A 14,454-nucleotide genomic window follows, 5' to 3' on the forward strand; every position below is an offset into this window, starting at 1 on the left:
GGTCAGCATGAGACCGACGGAACATGGTTACAGATGACTCACACCGGTCGAAGCGGAGTGAGGGGCGAGCCGTGTTCTACTACCTGCTCAAGTACGTGTTCCTGGGACCGCTGCTCAGACTGGTCTTCCGTCCCCGGATCGAGGGCCTGGAGCACGTGCCCGCGTCGGGGCCGGCCATCGTCGCGGGGAACCACCTGTCCTTCTCCGACCACTTCCTGATGCCGGCGATCCTCAAGCGCCGCATCACCTTCCTCGCCAAGGCCGAGTACTTCACCGGGCCGGGGGTGAAGGGCCGGCTCACCGCGTTCTTCTTCCGCAGCGCCGGGCAGATCCCGGTGGACCGCTCGGGCAGGGAGGCGGGGCAGGCCGCGATCCGTGAGGGGCTCGGGGTGCTGCGCAAGGGGGAGCTGCTCGGCATCTACCCGGAGGGCACGCGCTCGCACGACGGCCGGCTGTACAAGGGCAAGGTCGGGGTCGCCGTGATGGCCCTGACGGCTGGGGTGCCGGTGGTGCCCTGCGCGATGATCGGCACGTTCGAGGCCCAGCCGCCCGGCAGGGTCGTCCCCCGGATCCGCCCGGTGACCATCCGCTTCGGCGAGCCCCTGGACTTCTCCCGCTACGCCGGCATGGAGAACGAGAAGGCCGTGCTGCGGGCGGTCACCGACGAGATCGTCTACGCGATCCTGACGCTGTCCGGGCAGGAGTACGTCGACGAGTACGCGGCGGTCGTCAAGGAACGGCACGCCGCGGAGCAGCGGGCGCGGGAGCGCAGGTTCCCGCGGGCGCCGTTCGCCTGATCTCTGCCGTGGGCAGAACGACGACCGCCGGCCGTGGCAGGGTGCCTAGGCTCGCCGTATGAGGACAGCGGTGGTGATCGGGGCGAGCGGGCAGATCGGGCGTCCGGTGGTGGAGGCGCTGGCGCGGGACGGGTGGGCGGTGACGGCCGCCTCGCGTGGCGGCGGCCGGGACGCCGCGTGGGGCGAGGGAGTGCGGACGGTCCGGCTGGACCGCGCCGACGACGGGGCCCTGGCCGCGGTGGTGGGCGGCGGCTGCGACCTGGTGGTCGACGTGATCGCCTACGACGCGGGGCACGCTCGGCAGGTGACGGCTCTCGCGGACCGGATCGGCTCGGCGGTGGTGGTCTCCAGCGTCTCCGTGTACCAGGACGGCGCGGGGCGCGGTTTCGACACCCTGGGCGAGCCGGACGGCTTCCCGGACTATCCGGTACCGGTGACCGAGACACAGCCGACGGTCGCTCCCGGTGAGGCCACCTACAGCACCCGTAAGGTCGCCATGGAGCACGAACTCCGCGCGGCATGTGATGAGTTGCCGGTGACGGTGCTGCGGGCGGGGGCCGTGCACGGGCCGTACAGCCCGCTGCCGCGCGAGCTGTACTTCGTGAAGCGGAATCTGGACGGGCGGCGTGACCGGGTGCTGGCCCACGGGGGCCGGAGCCGGTTCCATCCGGCCGCTGCCCGGAACATCGCCGAGCTGGTGCGGCTGGCGGCGGCCCGGCCGGGCTCCCGGGTGCTCAACGCCTGTGACGGGGACACGCCGACGGTCGCCGGCATCGGCGCGGCGATCGACGCCGTGATGGGGGTGGAGACCCGGACCGCGTACCTCGACGGGCCGCCGGCCGGTTCCGTCGGCCGGACGCCGTGGTCGGTGCCGCGGCCGGTGGTGTTCGACATGGCCGCCGCCGAGCGGGAGCTGGGCTACCGGCCGGTGGTGTCGTACGCCGAGAGCCTGCCGGAGACGGTGGAGTGGCTGACCGGGGAGCTGCGCGGGCGGGACTGGCGGGCGGCGTTCCCGCTGCTCGCCCAGGTCTACCCGGACCTGTTCGACTACGCGGCGGAGGACGCCTGGCGCACGGCCTAGCGGGCGCACGGCAGAGGGGCGGCCGGGAGAGTCCGGCCGCCCCTCGTCACCGTACCGGTGCGGTTACGGCTTGGGCGTGGCGTGCGGGGCGCAGGTCACGTCCTTGCCGTCCAGCGTGCCGTCGAGCAGGTAGGCGTCGACGCGCTGGTTGATGCAGGGGTTGACCAGGCCGGTCACACCGTGGGAGCCCGCGTCCTTCTCGGTGATCAGGCGGGAGCCCTTGAAGCGCTTGTGCAGTTCGACGGCGCCGTCGTACGGGGTGGCGGCGTCACGCGTGGACTGCACGATCAGGACCTTGGGCAGACCCTTGTGGGTCGTGACGTCGACCGGGGTGTGCTGCTTGGCCGACCAGGTGGCGCACGGCAGGTTCATCCAGGCGTTGGACCAGGTGAGGAAGGGGTAGCTCTTGTTGAGCCGGGTGTTGTCCCGGTCCCACTTCTGCCAGCTGGTGGGCCACTTGGCGTCGGCGCACTCGACGGCCGTGTAGACGGCGTTGCTGTTCTCCGCGGAGATGTTGCCCGCGGTGTCCGACAGGTCCGGGGCGGCGGCGTCGACCAGCGCCTGGGTGTCACCGGCGACGTACTTGCTGAAGACGGTGGCGACCGGCACCCACGAGGAGTCGTAGTACGGCGCGCTCTGGAAGAAGGAGATCAGCTCGGCCGGGCCGACGACCCCGCCGATCGGGTGCTTCTTCGCGGTGGCCCGCAGGTCCAGCCACTTGGCCTGGACGGCGGCGCGGGTGGTGCCGAGGTGGAAGGCGGCGTCGTTGGCGGCGACCCAGTCCTGCCAGTCCTTCCAGCGGCCCTCGAAGGCGACGTCCTGGTCCAGGTTGGCCTGGTACCAGATCTTCTCCCGCGAGGGGTCGACCACGCTGTCGACGACCATGCGGCGCAGGTGGCCCGGGAAGAGGGTGCCGTAGACGGCGCCGAGGTAGGTGCCGTAGGAGACGCCGAGGTAGTTGAGCTTCTTCTCGCCCAGCGCGGCGCGGATGACGTCCAGGTCGCGGGCGGTGTTCGGCGTGGTCATGTGCGGCAGCATCCGGCCGCTGTGCTCGGCGCAGCCGTCCGCGTACGCGCGGGCCAGCTTGCGCTGCGCGGTCTTGTCGGCCGTGCTGTCCGGCACCGGGTCCATCTTGGGCGCCTTGACGAACTCCTGCGGGTCCACGCAGGAGATGGGCGCCGAGTGACCGACGCCGCGCGGGTCGAAGCCGACGAAGTCGTAGGCCTTGGCGACGTTCGCCCAGACGGGGTTCTTGGTGGTGACCCGGCGCGGGAAGCGCAGGCCGGAGCCGCCGGGGCCGCCCGGGTTGTAGACGAGGGCGCCCTGGCGGTCCTTCTTGGTGCCGGTGTTGCCGATACGGTCCACGGCGAGCTTGATCTGCTTGCCGTAGGGGTGGGCGTAGTCGAGCGGCACGCTGACCCAGCCGCACTGGATGGGCTTCTCCAGCCCCCAGTCGGCCGGGCAGTCCTGCCACTTGACGCCGGCCTTGGCGGCGCGGGCGGCGGCTGTCTCGGCGCCCTTGGCCTCCCGGTCCGGCGCGGGCCGGCTCGCGGCGCCGGCCATGGGCGCCGACACGGCGCCGGCGATCAGAGTGGCGGTGACGAGTACTCCGGCCGAACCGAGCGCCAGCAGGCGGCTCTTCGGTCTGTTCTCCCTCAAGTGGGGCCCCTCCCCGTACCTAGCTGTGAGTTGTCAGGCGGGGATCCTCTCGGCTGTGAGCGCGCGGGGAACAGGGTTTGCCGGTCTTCTTTACCAATCCGATAACCGGATGATCATGTTCGAGCCGCGAACCGCCCGTCCGCTTCAGCCGAGCCCGGTGAGCGCCTCGTCCAGGAGCCGCCGCAGGCGCAGGGCGTCGGAGGCGACGGCGCTGACGAGAACGGCCGGGCCGGCCAGCGGTATCAGGGCCGCGCTCTCCCCCAGCATCCGCGTCTCGACCGGACGCTGCGCGAACTCGGGACGGACGACGACGAGCTGCCCTACCGCCCGGTGTCCCGCCAGCACCGCCGGCCCGTCCCAGCCGCCCGGTGCGCCGGGGCCGCAGGACAGCTCCTGGTCCAGTACGGTCCGGCCCGCGACGCGCACGGTGAGGCGGCTGGTGAGCCGGCCGGGGGGCTCGCCGACGCGTCCCAGGACCTGCTCCTCGCGCAGGACGAGGCGGGCGCCGGCGGCGAGTTCGGCCCGGGTGGTGACGTACAGGTCGCTGCCGTCGGCGGAGATCAACTGCTCGGGCGTCCAGTGCAGTTCGGCGCCGGCGGCCACGTCGAGCCGGACGTCGTAGCGGGCCTCGCCCTTGGCCTGGCCCGGCAGGGCGAGGGTGGCGGCGGCCGAGCCGACGTGCAGCCGGGCGCCCTCCTCCACCCGTGCGGACAGCGTGAAGCGGTCACCGCCGAGCGGCCCGCTCATCGCGCCGACGACCATGACCTTCGCCCCGGCTCCGGTGGACCGGGTGCGGCGCAGGGCCAGCGGGCCCTCGCCGTCCAGGACGGGCAGGGCCGTTCCGCCGCGGCCGTCGGGGCGGGCGACGATCCGGGCGCTCGCCCGGACCCCGGTGACGGTCACGCCGTCCACGCGGCGAGCCGTTCGCGGACCCAGGCGGCCACGTCGGCGACGCCGGTCCCGCCGCGCAGCGACTGGAGGACGACGGGGAGTTCGGCCCGCTGCGCCTTGGCGTCGGCGGCCATCCGGGCGAGGTCGGAGCCGACGTACGGGGCGAGGTCGGTCTTGTTGACGACGAGCAGGTCGGCGGTGGTGACGCCGGGCCCGCCCTTGCGCGGGATGTCGTCACCGCCGGCCACGTCGATGACGAAGATCTGGGCGTCCACGAGCCCCTTGGAGAAGGTGGCGGTGAGGTTGTCGCCGCCGGACTCGACGAGGATCAGGTCCAGCGGGCCGACCGCGTCCTCCAGGTCCTCGACGGCTTCGAGGTTGGCGGAGATGTCGTCGCGGATCGCGGTGTGCGGGCAGGCGCCCGTCTCGACCGCGGTGATCCGCTCGGGCGGCAGCACGGCCTCCCGGAGCAGGAACTCGGCGTCCTCGCGGGTGTAGATGTCATTGGTGACGACCGCGAGGGACAGCTCGTCGCGCAGCGCCCGGCAGAGCGCGGCGACGGTGGCGGTCTTGCCCGATCCGACGGGGCCGCCGAGCCCGATGCGCAGGGCGCGACGGGTGCCGTCCGGGCGGTGCGCGTCCGCGCTGACGGCGGCGGGGCCGGAGTGGGCGTGGTCGAGATGCATGGGTACGGCTCCTGTGATCGGTAGGTCTTCAGCCGGGCGGGTCGGGGGCGCGGGGGCGGGGCTGGGGCTGGGCGGGGGCGCGCAGGCGCGGAAGGGGGGCGGGGCCGGCGGTGGGGGTGGCTCAGGACGCGAACAGCCGTACCGGCCAGGCGGCGTGGGCCTCGGCCATGACCTCCAGCACCGGTGCCGACGCGGCCGGCAGCGCGTCGACCCCTTCCTCCGCCGTCCTGCGTGCCGCCGCCACGGCGGCGTCCGCCACGCGGTCCAGCTCGGGCGCCAGCCGGGCGAGCACCGCGGTCGCGTCGAACGGGTCGAGGCTCAGCAACCGCACGGTGGCCGTCGCCGGCCCGCTCACGCTCTCGTACGCCGCACAGTGGGCCGCGTCCTCCGGCGCGAGTCCGGCCGCCCGGGCGGCGAGACCCAGGACCACCGGCTGATGGGCCCCCTTGGGGAACTGCCGTGCGAGGGCGTCGAGTTCGGCGGACGGCCAGGTCGCCCGCGCGGCCCGCAGCAGCTGTCGGCCGAGCCGCCGCGCGGTGGCCCTCAGGGCCGGGGACGGCGTGCGGGCGTCGGCCGCCGCGTCCAGCTCGCCGGGGTCGGCGCCGAGCACGGCGGCCGCCGCGAGCGCGCCCGCGACCAGCCCGGCGGTGTGCAGCCGGCCCCGGCAGAAGTCCTCCAGGCTCGCGGCGTCGGTGATGCGCCCGGCCTTGACGGCGGCCTCGGCCCCGCCGGAGTGCGCGTGCCCTCCGGCGGGGAAGCGGCCGTCGGCCAGGACCAGCAGTGCTGCCCGGGACATCAGAAGAGGAAGTAACGCTGGGCCATGGGCAGTTCGGCGGCCGGCGCGGCCTCGACCAGTTCGCCGTCGATGTGCACGGCGAAGCTGTCGGGGTCGATCCGGACGTCGGGCCGGGCGTCGTTCTCCCGCATGTCGGCCTTGGTGACCGCGCGCGTGGACTCGATCGCCGCGAACCGCTTGCCGAGTCCCAGCCGCTCCGGCAGCCCGTCCTCGATCGCCAGGTCCGAGACGAAGTTGACGGAGTTGGCGGCGGGGGCGCGGCCGATCGCGCCGTACATCGGGCGGGGCAGGATCGGCTGCGGGGTGGGGATGGAGGCGTTGGCGTCGCCCATCTGGGCGTACGCGATCTGTCCGCCCTTGATGACGAGCAGCGGCTTGACGCCGAAGAACGCCGGTTCCCACAGCACCAGGTCGGCGAGCTTGCCGGTCTCCACGGAGCCGATCTCGGCGGCGAGGCCCTGGGCGAGCGCCGGGTTGATCGTGTATTTGGCGACATAGCGCCGTACCCGGTGGTTGTCGGCGCGTCCGTCGCCGGGCAGGGCGCCCCGCCGGCGCTTCATGACGTGCGCGGTCTGCCAGGTGCGCAGGACGACCTCGCCGACGCGGCCCATCGCCTGGGAGTCGGAGGAGATGATCGAGATCGCGCCGAGGTCGTGGAGGATGTCCTCCGCGCCGATGGTGGAGGGGCGGATCCGGGACTCGGCGAAGGCGAGGTCCTCGGGCACGGCCGGGTTGAGGTGGTGGCACACCATCAGCATGTCGAGGTGTTCCTCGGTCGTGTTGACGGTGAAGGGCCGGGTCGGGTTGGTGGAGCTGGGCAGCACGTTCGGCTGCGAGACGACGGTCATGATGTCGGGGGCGTGGCCGCCGCCGGCGCCCTCGGTGTGGTACGAGTGGATGCCCCGGCCCGCGATCGCGGCGAGGGTGTCGCCGACGAAGCCCGCCTCGTTCAGGGTGTCGGTGTGGATGGCGACCTGGATGCCGGTGCGGTCGGCGACGGTGAGCGCGGCGTCGATGACGGCCGGCGTGGATCCCCAGTCCTCGTGCAGCTTCAGGCCGACGGCGCCGCCGCGGATCTGGGAGAGCATCGCCTCGTGGCTGACGGTGTTGCCCTTGCCGAGGAAGCCGACGTTGACCGGGTAGGCCTCCATCGCCTCCAGCATCCGGGCCAGGTGCCAGGGGCCGGGGGTGGCGGTGGTGGCCTTGGAGCCCTCGGCGGGGCCGGTGCCGCCGCCGACCAGGGTGGTGACGCCGGAGGCCAGCGCCTCGTCGGCGACCTGCGGGCAGATGAAGTGGACGTGCGCGTCGACGGCGCCGGCGGTGAGGATGCGCCCGTTGCCCGCGATGACCTCGGTCTCGGGGCCGATGACGAGGTCGGGGTGGACACCGTCCATGGTGTCCGGGTTGCCTGCCTTGCCGAGGGCGGTGATCCGGCCGTCGCGGATGCCGACGTCGGCCTTGACGATGCCCCAGTGGTCGACGACGACGGCACCGGTGATCACGGTGTCGGGGGTGCCCTCGGCGCGGGTGGCGCGGGACTGGCCCATGGACTCGCGGATGACCTTGCCGCCGCCGAAGACCGCCTCGTCGCCGGAGCTTCCGGGACCGCCGGAGCGGTCCTCCTCGATCTCGATCAGCAGGTCGGTGTCGGCGAGCCGGATCCGGTCGCCGGTGGTGGGGCCGAACAGATCGGCGTAGGCGTCGCGGGAGATCTCAGGCATCGAGGGCACCTCCGGTCTCCCCGCGCAGCCCGGGCACGATCCGGGCGCCGGTGAGCGGCACCAGTTCGACCTCCACGGGGATGCCGGGCTCGAAGCGGACGGCGGTGCCCGCGGCGACGTTCAGCCGCTTGCCGCGGGCGGCGGCGCGGTCGAACTCCAGGCCGGGGTTGGCCTCGGCGAAGTGGTAGTGGGAGCCGACCTGGACCGGCCGGTCGGCGGCGTTGAGGACGGTGAGCCGGGTGACTTCACGGCCCGCGTTGCAGACGACGGGGTCGTCCGCGAAGAGGATCTCTCCGGGAATCATCGCGGCCCCCTCAGATGATCGGCTCGTGGACGGTGACGAGCTTGGTGCCGTCCGGGAAGGTGGCCTCGACCTGGACGTCGTGGATCATCTCGGCGACGCCGTCCATGACGTCGTCCCTGGTCAGGATCTTGCGGCCGGAGGACATCAGCTCGGCGACGGTACGGCCGTCCCGCGCGCCCTCCAGGATGTGCGACGTGATGAGGGCGACCGCCTCCGGGTGGTTGAGCCGCAGCCCGCGGGCCCTGCGCTTCTCGGCCACGTCGGCCGCCACGTGGATGAGCAGCCTCTCTTGCTCGTGCGGGGTCAGTTGCACGTCCCACCTCACAGTCCTTGCTCCGGACCGTGCGGGGTCCGGTTGCCGCAGCCACCACGGCGGGGATAGGTGTAACACACAGACAAATGCCCGGAGGTTCGACATTCCGGGCAGAAAAACCCCTGGTGGCGTGGATCGGCAGGCTAGAACGCCGGAGTTTCAACGACGTTAACCAGACTTTGATCGGCCCATGACCGGCCGATGGCCTCCCGCAGAGGAAGGGAACGGCTCAGGACGCGCCCGGCCGCCGGTGCTCCGCCGCGATCCCGAAGCGTTGCTGCTCACGGGAGACGGAACCGGCCTCGCGGACCGCGGACACCGAGCTGACGACCTGTTCCTCGGACGGCGCCTCCAGCGCGTCGAGCCGCTCCAGGTCGGCGGCCGAGACGAGTGCGACCAGCGGCTTGCCGTGCCGGGTCACGACGACGCGCTCACCGCCGTAGACGACGCGGTTGATCAGGTCGGCGAGCTCAGCCCTGGCTTGCGTCACCGGAATCTCGTAGGCCATACCCCCATCATAACGTCAGGTACGTCCTGTACATTCTGTACAGAAGTCGAGCCCACGAGGGACTCGTCATGAGGAGGCGTATGTCCATGCACCGAGCGGCAGCCCGCCATGTCCTGCCCGAGTTCACCGAGCGCACGGGGAGCGCCGTCCGCACCCTCGATCCGTACGCGAAGCTCTTCGAGGACCGGATCGTCTTCCTCGGCACGCCGGTCGACGACGCGGCGGCCGGCGACGTGACGGCGCAGCTGATGTACCTCGAACACGCGGCCCCCGACCGGGACATCACGCTGTACGTGAACTCGCCGGGCGGCTCCTTCGACGCCATGACGGCGGTCTACGACACGATGCAGTACGTCAGCTGTGACGTCGTCACCTACTGCCTGGGCCAGGCCGCCGCCTCGGCCGCGGTGCTGCTCGCGGCCGGCACCCCGGGCAAGCGGTTCGCCCTTCCGGGTGCACGCGTGGTGATCGAACAGCCCGCGCTGCCCGAACCGGTGCGCGGTCAGCCCAGCGACCTGTTCGTCCAGGCCGAGGAGCTGACCCGGATCCGCGGGACGCTCCGCGAGATGCTCGTCCGGCACACGGGGCGCACGGCCGAGCAGGTCGACGAGGACCTGGAGCGTGACCTGATCCTCGACGCCGCCGGAGCCGTCGCCTACGGTCTGGTGGACGGCATCGTGCCCGCCCGCCGGGACACGCCCGGCGCACCGGACGCGAGGTGAGCCGACCGTGCTGCCGGACCTTCCGCCGCTGCCCGCCCTGACCCGCGCCGAGGGCGAGTTGATCGACCGTTACCTGGAGGCGGTCGACCTGCTGGGCCGTATCAACCCGGCCCGCCCCGGGGAGACCTACCACGGGCTGCGCGCGGCGCAGGCCCTGGTGCGCAAGGCGGCAGAGCTGCGCGACGCGCTCGCGCTGATGCACCGGCGGGGCGAGACGGAGCTGCACGGGGACACGCTGGCACGGGCCCTGCGGGTGCTCGACGGTGAGCGCCGGGCCGCTCGCGTCGCGCTCCCGCCGGACGGCGTCGGCTGAGGCGGACACCCGACCGGCCCGGGGCACCCGGGCGTCGACGGACGTCGTTCGGACGGGACTTGAAACGGCCCGAACGACGTACCGCCGACCGGTGTACATCCAGATCGTTTTCCGGGCCTCCCGAGTTGCGCGGCACGCGGGTCCACGGGTCGTGTGACAGCGCTTCGTCCCAGGTCGGGGGCTACGTCCGGAAACTGACGGAGGCTCGAACAGAGCAGTGTCCACCCGAACGAGTGAGTGGTGAGTAACGCCACAAATCCCCGATTCCATTGGGATTTTCGGACAGGAGTGAGCCAAGATCCCTGTCTGACGACAAGCCCCCGCCACCGCGGCGGGGCGATCCGGGCGGACGCCGAGTCCTGCCGCCGCCCGGATGACCGGTCGACGGAGTGGATCGGCAGGAGTGGAGGACCCAAGCAAGACGGGTCGCCGGAACGGATGTTCGTCCGACACGGACGGGCGTGAGGTTCCGAGCAGCCCTTGGGGTGAAGCCGTGGCAACGCGGCCGGGCAACTTCGCCAGCCCGAATCCGACAGGTCATCCTTCACAGGCGGCTGACGAAGGGTTGCGCATGACTGCGCTCAATCGTGTCCCGTCGCTGATGGCCCGGGCCGGCACGGCCTCGGCCCTCACCCTCGCCGCCGTCGGCGGCTCCATCGCGGTGCCCGGTCTCGCGGGTGAGGCCTCGGCAGCGACCACGGCCACCAAAGCTCTCCACATCGCGGCCTCCAAGAAGGGTGCCCCGTACGCCTGGGGAGCCACCGGGCCGCGCAGATTCGACTGCTCGGGGCTGACGCTCTACTCCTACAAGAAGGCGGGCAAGAAGCTGCCGCGCACCGCGGCGCAGCAGTACAACAAGACGCATCACATCTCCGCCCGCAACCGCAAGGCGGGTGACCTGGTCTTCTTCCACTCGGGTTCGTACGTCTACCACGTCGGCATCTACGCCGGTCACGGCAAGATCTGGCACGCCCCGAAGACCGGCGACGTGGTGAAGCTCCAGAAGATCTGGACGAGGAGCGTCTGGTACGGCCGGGTCAGCTGACCCGTCCTCAGGCCAGGAGCGGCTCCAGCAGCAGGGCCGCTCCCAGGACCGTCAGCGCCACCCCGGTGCCCGCCTCAATCCCACGGGCGGCCCGGGGCCGGCGCAGCCATCTGCCGAGGCGCTCCACCAGCAGGGCGACCAGCTGGAACCAGAGCAGCGCCAGCACGCACACGATCAGTGCGAGCAGCAGGGTCCGCGGCAGGGCCGGGCTGCCCGCCGGCACGAACTGCGGCAGCAGGCTCAGGAAGGTCAGCGAGGCCTTCGGGTTGAGCACGTTGGTGACGAAGCCCTGCCGGAGCGGGTGGGCGGCTCCGGCCGCGGTCTCCGGGCACGTCCGGGCGGGCCGCCGCAGCGCCCACAGGGTGCGCGCGCCGAGCTGGAGCACCCAGGCGCCGCCCAGCAGCTGCAGGGCGTGGAACAGCGCCGGCACGGCGACCAGGACCGCGGCGACACCGGCCACCGCCAGGCCGGTGTGCACCAGGAGCCCGCCGGCGATGCCGAGCCCGCAGACCGCACCGGCCCGGCGCGAGACGAGCGCGTTGCGTACGACGACGGCGAAATCGGCGCCTGGCATGGCGACCAGGGCCGCGGCGATCCCGGTGAAGGCGATGAGCTGTGCGTCCATGCCGTCCAGCCTGCCGGGACGGGGCCTTCAGCGGGTATTTCGATTGGGCTGGGGCGGCCTTAAGCGTTGCTTTAGCCTGAGCGCATGTACGACCCGACTCGGCTCGCCGCGCTCGTGGCCGTCGCGGAGGCCGGTTCGATCACCCGGGCCGCGGACCGGCTCGGCTACACGCCGCCGGCCCTCTCCCAGCAGCTGGCCAAGCTGGAGCGGGAGGCGGGGACGGCGCTGCTGGTGCGCCACCACCGCGGGGCCCGGCTGACCGAGGCCGGGGAGGTCCTGGTGGCCCGTGCCCGCCGGGTGCTGGACGAGCTGGAGCGGGCCCGGCACGAACTGGCGCGGCTGGCCGGCCTCACCGGCGGCGCGCTGCGGCTCGGTACCTTCCCGACCGCCGGGGTGCATCTCCTGCCGCCCGCGCTGAGCGCGTTCCGCCGGGCGCATCCCGATGTACGGCTCTCGGTGGCGGACTACGACCCGCCGTCCGGGGTCACCGCGGTGGCGGCCGGCGAGGTGGACCTGGCGCTCACCCACACCTACCATCCGGCGGAGCCCGTCCCGGTGCCGGCGGCGGTGCGGCTGGAGCCGGTCCTGGTGGAGGAACTGGTGCTGGTGACGGCCCCGGGTCACGCGCTCGCCAGTGCCTCGGCCCCGCTGCCGCTGGCGGAGCTGGCCGGACAGCCGCTGATCAGCATGGCGCCGCACCATTCGGCCCGGCGGGAGATCGAGGCCCTGCTCGCCGAGGCGGGTGCCACACCGGCGCTGCTGGTGCCGACCCCCGGTTACGCCGTGGTGTGCGCGCTGGTCAGTGCGGGGCTGGGGGTGGCCGTCGTACCGGAGATGGTGGCGCGGACCGCGACGACGCCGGTCGGGGTGCGGCCGCTGGAGGGCGGGCGGCTGCGGCGCACGATCTCGGTGGCGTACCGCGCGGACGAGACGAATCCGGCGGCGGACGCCTTCCGGGCGCTGCTGCGGGGGGCGTTCGGGCGGGCGGGGAGAGGCACGGGCGGCTGAGTGTGCCGGGGCCGGGGCCACCGGTTCCCGACGTGGGCCGACGCCTGGGGGAAACTGCCGTGCGCCACCTGTGCGGTGGGTCCTCGAAGTATCGGCGTGGCCCCGTGGGCGAGGTCTACGGCTCCGGCTGGCCCGCCGGGACAGGGGCGGCCGGGACGGTCCAGGGGAGTTCGATGGAAACCGTCTTGCCGCCCTCGCGAGTGGGGCGGATGCGGAGCCTGCCGCCGCACTCCGCGGTGAGCCAGCGGATGATGACCATGCCGCGGCCGTTGTCCTGCTGGACCGCGGCGGGCAGTCTCTTCGGGAGGCGGGGATGGCTGTCCGTGACGCCGATGCGCAGGTGTTCGTCATGGTGCAGCGCGATGTCGACCGTGAAGGTGGGTGACTGGCCGAAGGTGTGCTGTACGGCGTTCGTGGCGAGTTCGGAGACGATGAGGCGGACGGTGTCGGCCGTCTCGGTGTCCGAGGGCAGGCCCCACTCCACGAGGGTGCCGACGACGTAGGAGCGGGCGGCGGAGACCGAGGCGGGATCGCTCGGCAGGGTGACGGATGCTTCCAGGTGGTCTGCCATGGCGACGTCGTCCCTTTCCCACGGGACCGCGGTCCGACAGACGGCGGGGGGTTCGAGTACGGTCCCGGACTGGTGCTTGTTCGTCAGACTGCCATCAACGGGCCGGTCAGGGGGGCGATCCACCAGGATATGCATATATCTGTCGCTCGAAGCGGTGAACTCTGCGGCGGGAGACCGTATCGGGGCGGCCCGGAAGGAGTAAGGAGAAGCCCATGCAGAACGGTCCGGCGGTGCGGCGCCGCAAACTGGGCGCCGAGCTGCGCATGCTGCGTACCGGCGCCGGGCTCACGAGCGGTGAGGCGGCACGGTTGGTCGGCTGGCACCAGTCGAAGGTCAGCCGCATCGAGACGGGCGCCAGCGGCGTGAAACCGGCGGATCTGGGGTTGCTGCTGGACGCCTACGGGGTCCGGGACGGGCATCTGCGCGAGTTGCTGCTGATGCTGGCCGGGTCGGAGGACGCGGGCGGCCGGCACCGCTGGTGGCACGCCTACCGCGGGGTGCTGCCGCCCACGTACCGCGACTTCATCAGCCTGGAGTCGCAGGCCAGCGCGATGCGCACGCTGGAGACCACGGTCGTGCCGGGGCTGCTCCAGACGGCCGAGTACGCCCGCGCGGTGACCCGGGCGGCGGTGAAGGACCTGGACGAGGACCGCCTCGACACGCTGGTGGAGGTGCGGCTCGCCCGGCAGGACGTACTCCGTTCGGACCCGCCGCTGGTGCTGAGTGCCGTACTGGACGAGGCGGTGCTGCGGCGGGAGGTCGGCGGTCCGGAGGTGATGGCGCGGCAGCTGGAGCGGTTGACGGAGGCCGCGCGGCTGCCCCAGGTACGGCTCCAGGTGCTGCCGTTCGGCGCGGGGGCGCATGTCGGCCTCACCGGCCCTTTCGTTATTTTCTCATTTCCGAGCACTTCTGATCTGGACGTGGTTGTTCTCGACCAGCTGACGAGTAGCCTCTACCTGGAACGGAAAGAAGACCTCATGGCCTACACCGAGGCCTTCAACACCCTTCAGTTCCACGCCCTTTCCCCCGAGGACTCGTTGGACTACATCGCCGGGATAGGTGACGGCGCGTAAGGAGGCACCATGCCCGCTCCGCCTCGGAACGTCCCTGCCAGTACCGACCTGCACCACGTGCGCTGGCTGCGCAGCAGTCACAGCACGGGAGCCAACAACTGCGTGGAGACGGCACGGCCGCGCTCCGGCCCCGCGGCCGGACTGCTCGCCGTGCGCGACTCGAAGAGGCCGGCCGGTCCCGCCCTGCTCTTCTCCCCCGAGAGCTGGACGGGATTCCTGACCGCACTCTGAGCCGACAGCGCTCCGGCCTGACAGCACCCTGGCCCGACAGCGCTCCGACCTGACAGCACTCAGTCAGAATCGATCAGTTTCCGACCACTTCCGCGCGACGCACGGCCGTG

18 protein-coding genes are annotated in these 14,454 nt (G+C 72.4%); 8 read left to right on the forward strand and 10 right to left on the reverse strand.

Annotated elements, in window-relative coordinates:
* Positions 1 to 71: 71 nt before the first annotated feature.
* A complete protein-coding gene (locus IEZ20_RS21050) occupies positions 72 to 797 on the forward strand; it encodes a lysophospholipid acyltransferase family protein (protein WP_189300994.1) in 726 nt (241 codons plus the stop codon).
* 58 nt (positions 798 to 855) lie between these two features.
* Positions 856 to 1,878: an NAD-dependent epimerase/dehydratase family protein gene (locus IEZ20_RS21055; RefSeq protein ID WP_229896166.1), complete on the forward strand. Its 1,023-nt coding sequence runs from the start codon at positions 856 to 858 to the stop codon at positions 1,876 to 1,878.
* Between the two features lie 63 nt (positions 1,879 to 1,941).
* On the opposite strand, the gene IEZ20_RS21060 is transcribed toward IEZ20_RS21055, so the two are convergent.
* The 8 genes from IEZ20_RS21060 to IEZ20_RS21095 form a co-directional block, all read right to left on the reverse strand.
* Positions 1,942 to 3,537, reverse strand: coding sequence for an alpha/beta hydrolase (locus tag IEZ20_RS21060; protein WP_189300997.1), 1,596 nt, complete (start codon positions 3,535 to 3,537; stop codon positions 1,942 to 1,944).
* Between the two features lie 144 nt (positions 3,538 to 3,681).
* On the reverse strand, positions 3,682 to 4,449 hold the full coding sequence (locus tag IEZ20_RS21065) for an urease accessory protein UreD (protein ID WP_229896167.1): 768 nt from the start codon (positions 4,447 to 4,449) through the stop codon (positions 3,682 to 3,684).
* Positions 4,437 to 5,114: an urease accessory protein UreG gene (ureG, locus tag IEZ20_RS21070; protein ID WP_189300999.1), complete on the reverse strand. Its 678-nt coding sequence runs from the start codon at positions 5,112 to 5,114 to the stop codon at positions 4,437 to 4,439. The genes IEZ20_RS21065 and ureG overlap by 13 nt, the downstream gene beginning before the upstream one ends.
* A 121-nt stretch (positions 5,115 to 5,235) precedes the next feature.
* Positions 5,236 to 5,910, reverse strand: a complete 675-nt coding sequence (locus IEZ20_RS21075) for an urease accessory protein UreF (protein ID WP_189301001.1) — start codon at positions 5,908 to 5,910, stop codon at positions 5,236 to 5,238.
* Positions 5,910 to 7,631, reverse strand: a complete 1,722-nt coding sequence (locus IEZ20_RS21080) for an urease subunit alpha (RefSeq protein WP_189301003.1) — start codon at positions 7,629 to 7,631, stop codon at positions 5,910 to 5,912. Before IEZ20_RS21080 ends, IEZ20_RS21075 begins: the two co-directional genes overlap by 1 nt.
* On the reverse strand, positions 7,624 to 7,935 hold the full coding sequence (locus tag IEZ20_RS21085) for an urease subunit beta (protein WP_030655148.1): 312 nt from the start codon (positions 7,933 to 7,935) through the stop codon (positions 7,624 to 7,626). Before IEZ20_RS21085 ends, IEZ20_RS21080 begins: the two co-directional genes overlap by 8 nt.
* 10 nt (positions 7,936 to 7,945) lie before the next feature.
* The gene (locus tag IEZ20_RS21090) at positions 7,946 to 8,248 is read right to left on the reverse strand and encodes an urease subunit gamma (protein WP_059248006.1); all 303 of its coding nucleotides are present in this window, start codon (positions 8,246 to 8,248) and stop codon (positions 7,946 to 7,948) included.
* Between the two features lie 229 nt (positions 8,249 to 8,477).
* Positions 8,478 to 8,756: a type II toxin-antitoxin system Phd/YefM family antitoxin gene (locus IEZ20_RS21095; protein ID WP_189301005.1), complete on the reverse strand. Its 279-nt coding sequence runs from the start codon at positions 8,754 to 8,756 to the stop codon at positions 8,478 to 8,480.
* 86 nt (positions 8,757 to 8,842) lie between these two features.
* On the opposite strand from IEZ20_RS21095, the gene IEZ20_RS21100 reads away from it, so the two are divergent.
* The 3 genes from IEZ20_RS21100 (at position 8,843) to IEZ20_RS21110 (ending at position 10,836) form a co-directional block, all read left to right on the forward strand.
* Entirely contained in the window at positions 8,843 to 9,478 is a 636-nt protein-coding gene (locus IEZ20_RS21100) for an ATP-dependent Clp protease proteolytic subunit (RefSeq protein ID WP_189301007.1), read from the forward strand.
* A gap of 7 nt (positions 9,479 to 9,485) precedes the next feature.
* Positions 9,486 to 9,791 (forward strand): hypothetical protein, encoded by a 306-nt coding sequence (locus tag IEZ20_RS21105; protein WP_189301009.1) that lies wholly within the window; start codon positions 9,486 to 9,488, stop codon positions 9,789 to 9,791.
* 571 nt (positions 9,792 to 10,362) lie between these two features.
* Positions 10,363 to 10,836, forward strand: coding sequence for a C40 family peptidase (locus IEZ20_RS21110; protein WP_189301012.1), 474 nt, complete (start codon positions 10,363 to 10,365; stop codon positions 10,834 to 10,836).
* A 7-nt stretch (positions 10,837 to 10,843) separates the two neighbouring features.
* On the opposite strand, the gene IEZ20_RS21115 is transcribed toward IEZ20_RS21110, so the two are convergent.
* Positions 10,844 to 11,461, reverse strand: a complete 618-nt coding sequence (locus tag IEZ20_RS21115; protein ID WP_189301014.1) for a LysE family translocator — start codon at positions 11,459 to 11,461, stop codon at positions 10,844 to 10,846.
* A gap of 84 nt (positions 11,462 to 11,545) precedes the next feature.
* On the opposite strand from IEZ20_RS21115, the gene IEZ20_RS21120 reads away from it, so the two are divergent.
* A complete protein-coding gene (locus IEZ20_RS21120) occupies positions 11,546 to 12,469 on the forward strand; it encodes a LysR family transcriptional regulator (RefSeq protein ID WP_189301016.1) in 924 nt (307 codons plus the stop codon).
* 115 nt (positions 12,470 to 12,584) lie between these two features.
* On the opposite strand, the gene IEZ20_RS21125 is transcribed toward IEZ20_RS21120, so the two are convergent.
* Positions 12,585 to 13,040, reverse strand: a complete 456-nt coding sequence (locus IEZ20_RS21125; protein ID WP_189301018.1) for an ATP-binding protein — start codon at positions 13,038 to 13,040, stop codon at positions 12,585 to 12,587.
* Positions 13,041 to 13,252: 212 nt separating this feature from the next.
* Here IEZ20_RS21125 and IEZ20_RS21130 point away from each other — a divergent pair, with 212 nt between their 5' ends.
* On the forward strand, positions 13,253 to 14,113 hold the full coding sequence (locus tag IEZ20_RS21130; protein WP_189301020.1) for a helix-turn-helix domain-containing protein: 861 nt from the start codon (positions 13,253 to 13,255) through the stop codon (positions 14,111 to 14,113).
* A 9-nt stretch (positions 14,114 to 14,122) separates the two neighbouring features.
* Positions 14,123 to 14,344 carry a DUF397 domain-containing protein gene (locus tag IEZ20_RS21135; RefSeq protein WP_189301022.1) on the forward strand — a complete coding sequence of 74 codons (222 nt, stop codon included), beginning with the start codon at positions 14,123 to 14,125 and terminating at the stop codon, positions 14,342 to 14,344.
* Positions 14,345 to 14,454: the final 110 nt, after the last annotated feature.

It is taken from the genome of Streptomyces cinerochromogenes (assembly GCF_014648635.1).
In the GTDB taxonomy this organism is placed as follows: domain Bacteria; phylum Actinomycetota; class Actinomycetes; order Streptomycetales; family Streptomycetaceae; genus Streptomyces; species Streptomyces cinerochromogenes.

Excerpts from the sequence above, each read along its gene's own strand:
- IEZ20_RS21055 (WP_229896166.1), top strand. The coding sequence starts at position 856 with ATGAGGACAGCGGTGGTGATCGGGGCGAGCGGGCAGATCGGGCGTCCG.
- ureG (WP_189300999.1), bottom strand. The coding sequence starts at position 5,114 with ATGCATCTCGACCACGCCCACTCCGGCCCCGCCGCCGTCAGCGCGGAC.
- IEZ20_RS21075 (WP_189301001.1), bottom strand. The coding sequence starts at position 5,910 with ATGTCCCGGGCAGCACTGCTGGTCCTGGCCGACGGCCGCTTCCCCGCC.
- IEZ20_RS21080 (WP_189301003.1), bottom strand. The coding sequence starts at position 7,631 with ATGCCTGAGATCTCCCGCGACGCCTACGCCGATCTGTTCGGCCCCACC.
- IEZ20_RS21085 (WP_030655148.1), bottom strand. The coding sequence starts at position 7,935 with ATGATTCCCGGAGAGATCCTCTTCGCGGACGACCCCGTCGTCTGCAAC.
- IEZ20_RS21095 (WP_189301005.1), bottom strand. The coding sequence starts at position 8,756 with ATGGCCTACGAGATTCCGGTGACGCAAGCCAGGGCTGAGCTCGCCGAC.
- IEZ20_RS21100 (WP_189301007.1), top strand. The coding sequence starts at position 8,843 with ATGCACCGAGCGGCAGCCCGCCATGTCCTGCCCGAGTTCACCGAGCGC.
- IEZ20_RS21110 (WP_189301012.1), top strand. The coding sequence starts at position 10,363 with ATGACTGCGCTCAATCGTGTCCCGTCGCTGATGGCCCGGGCCGGCACG.
- IEZ20_RS21115 (WP_189301014.1), bottom strand. The coding sequence starts at position 11,461 with ATGGACGCACAGCTCATCGCCTTCACCGGGATCGCCGCGGCCCTGGTC.
- IEZ20_RS21120 (WP_189301016.1), top strand. The coding sequence starts at position 11,546 with ATGTACGACCCGACTCGGCTCGCCGCGCTCGTGGCCGTCGCGGAGGCC.
- IEZ20_RS21125 (WP_189301018.1), bottom strand. The coding sequence starts at position 13,040 with ATGGCAGACCACCTGGAAGCATCCGTCACCCTGCCGAGCGATCCCGCC.
- IEZ20_RS21130 (WP_189301020.1), top strand. The coding sequence starts at position 13,253 with ATGCAGAACGGTCCGGCGGTGCGGCGCCGCAAACTGGGCGCCGAGCTG.
- IEZ20_RS21135 (WP_189301022.1), top strand. The coding sequence starts at position 14,123 with ATGCCCGCTCCGCCTCGGAACGTCCCTGCCAGTACCGACCTGCACCAC.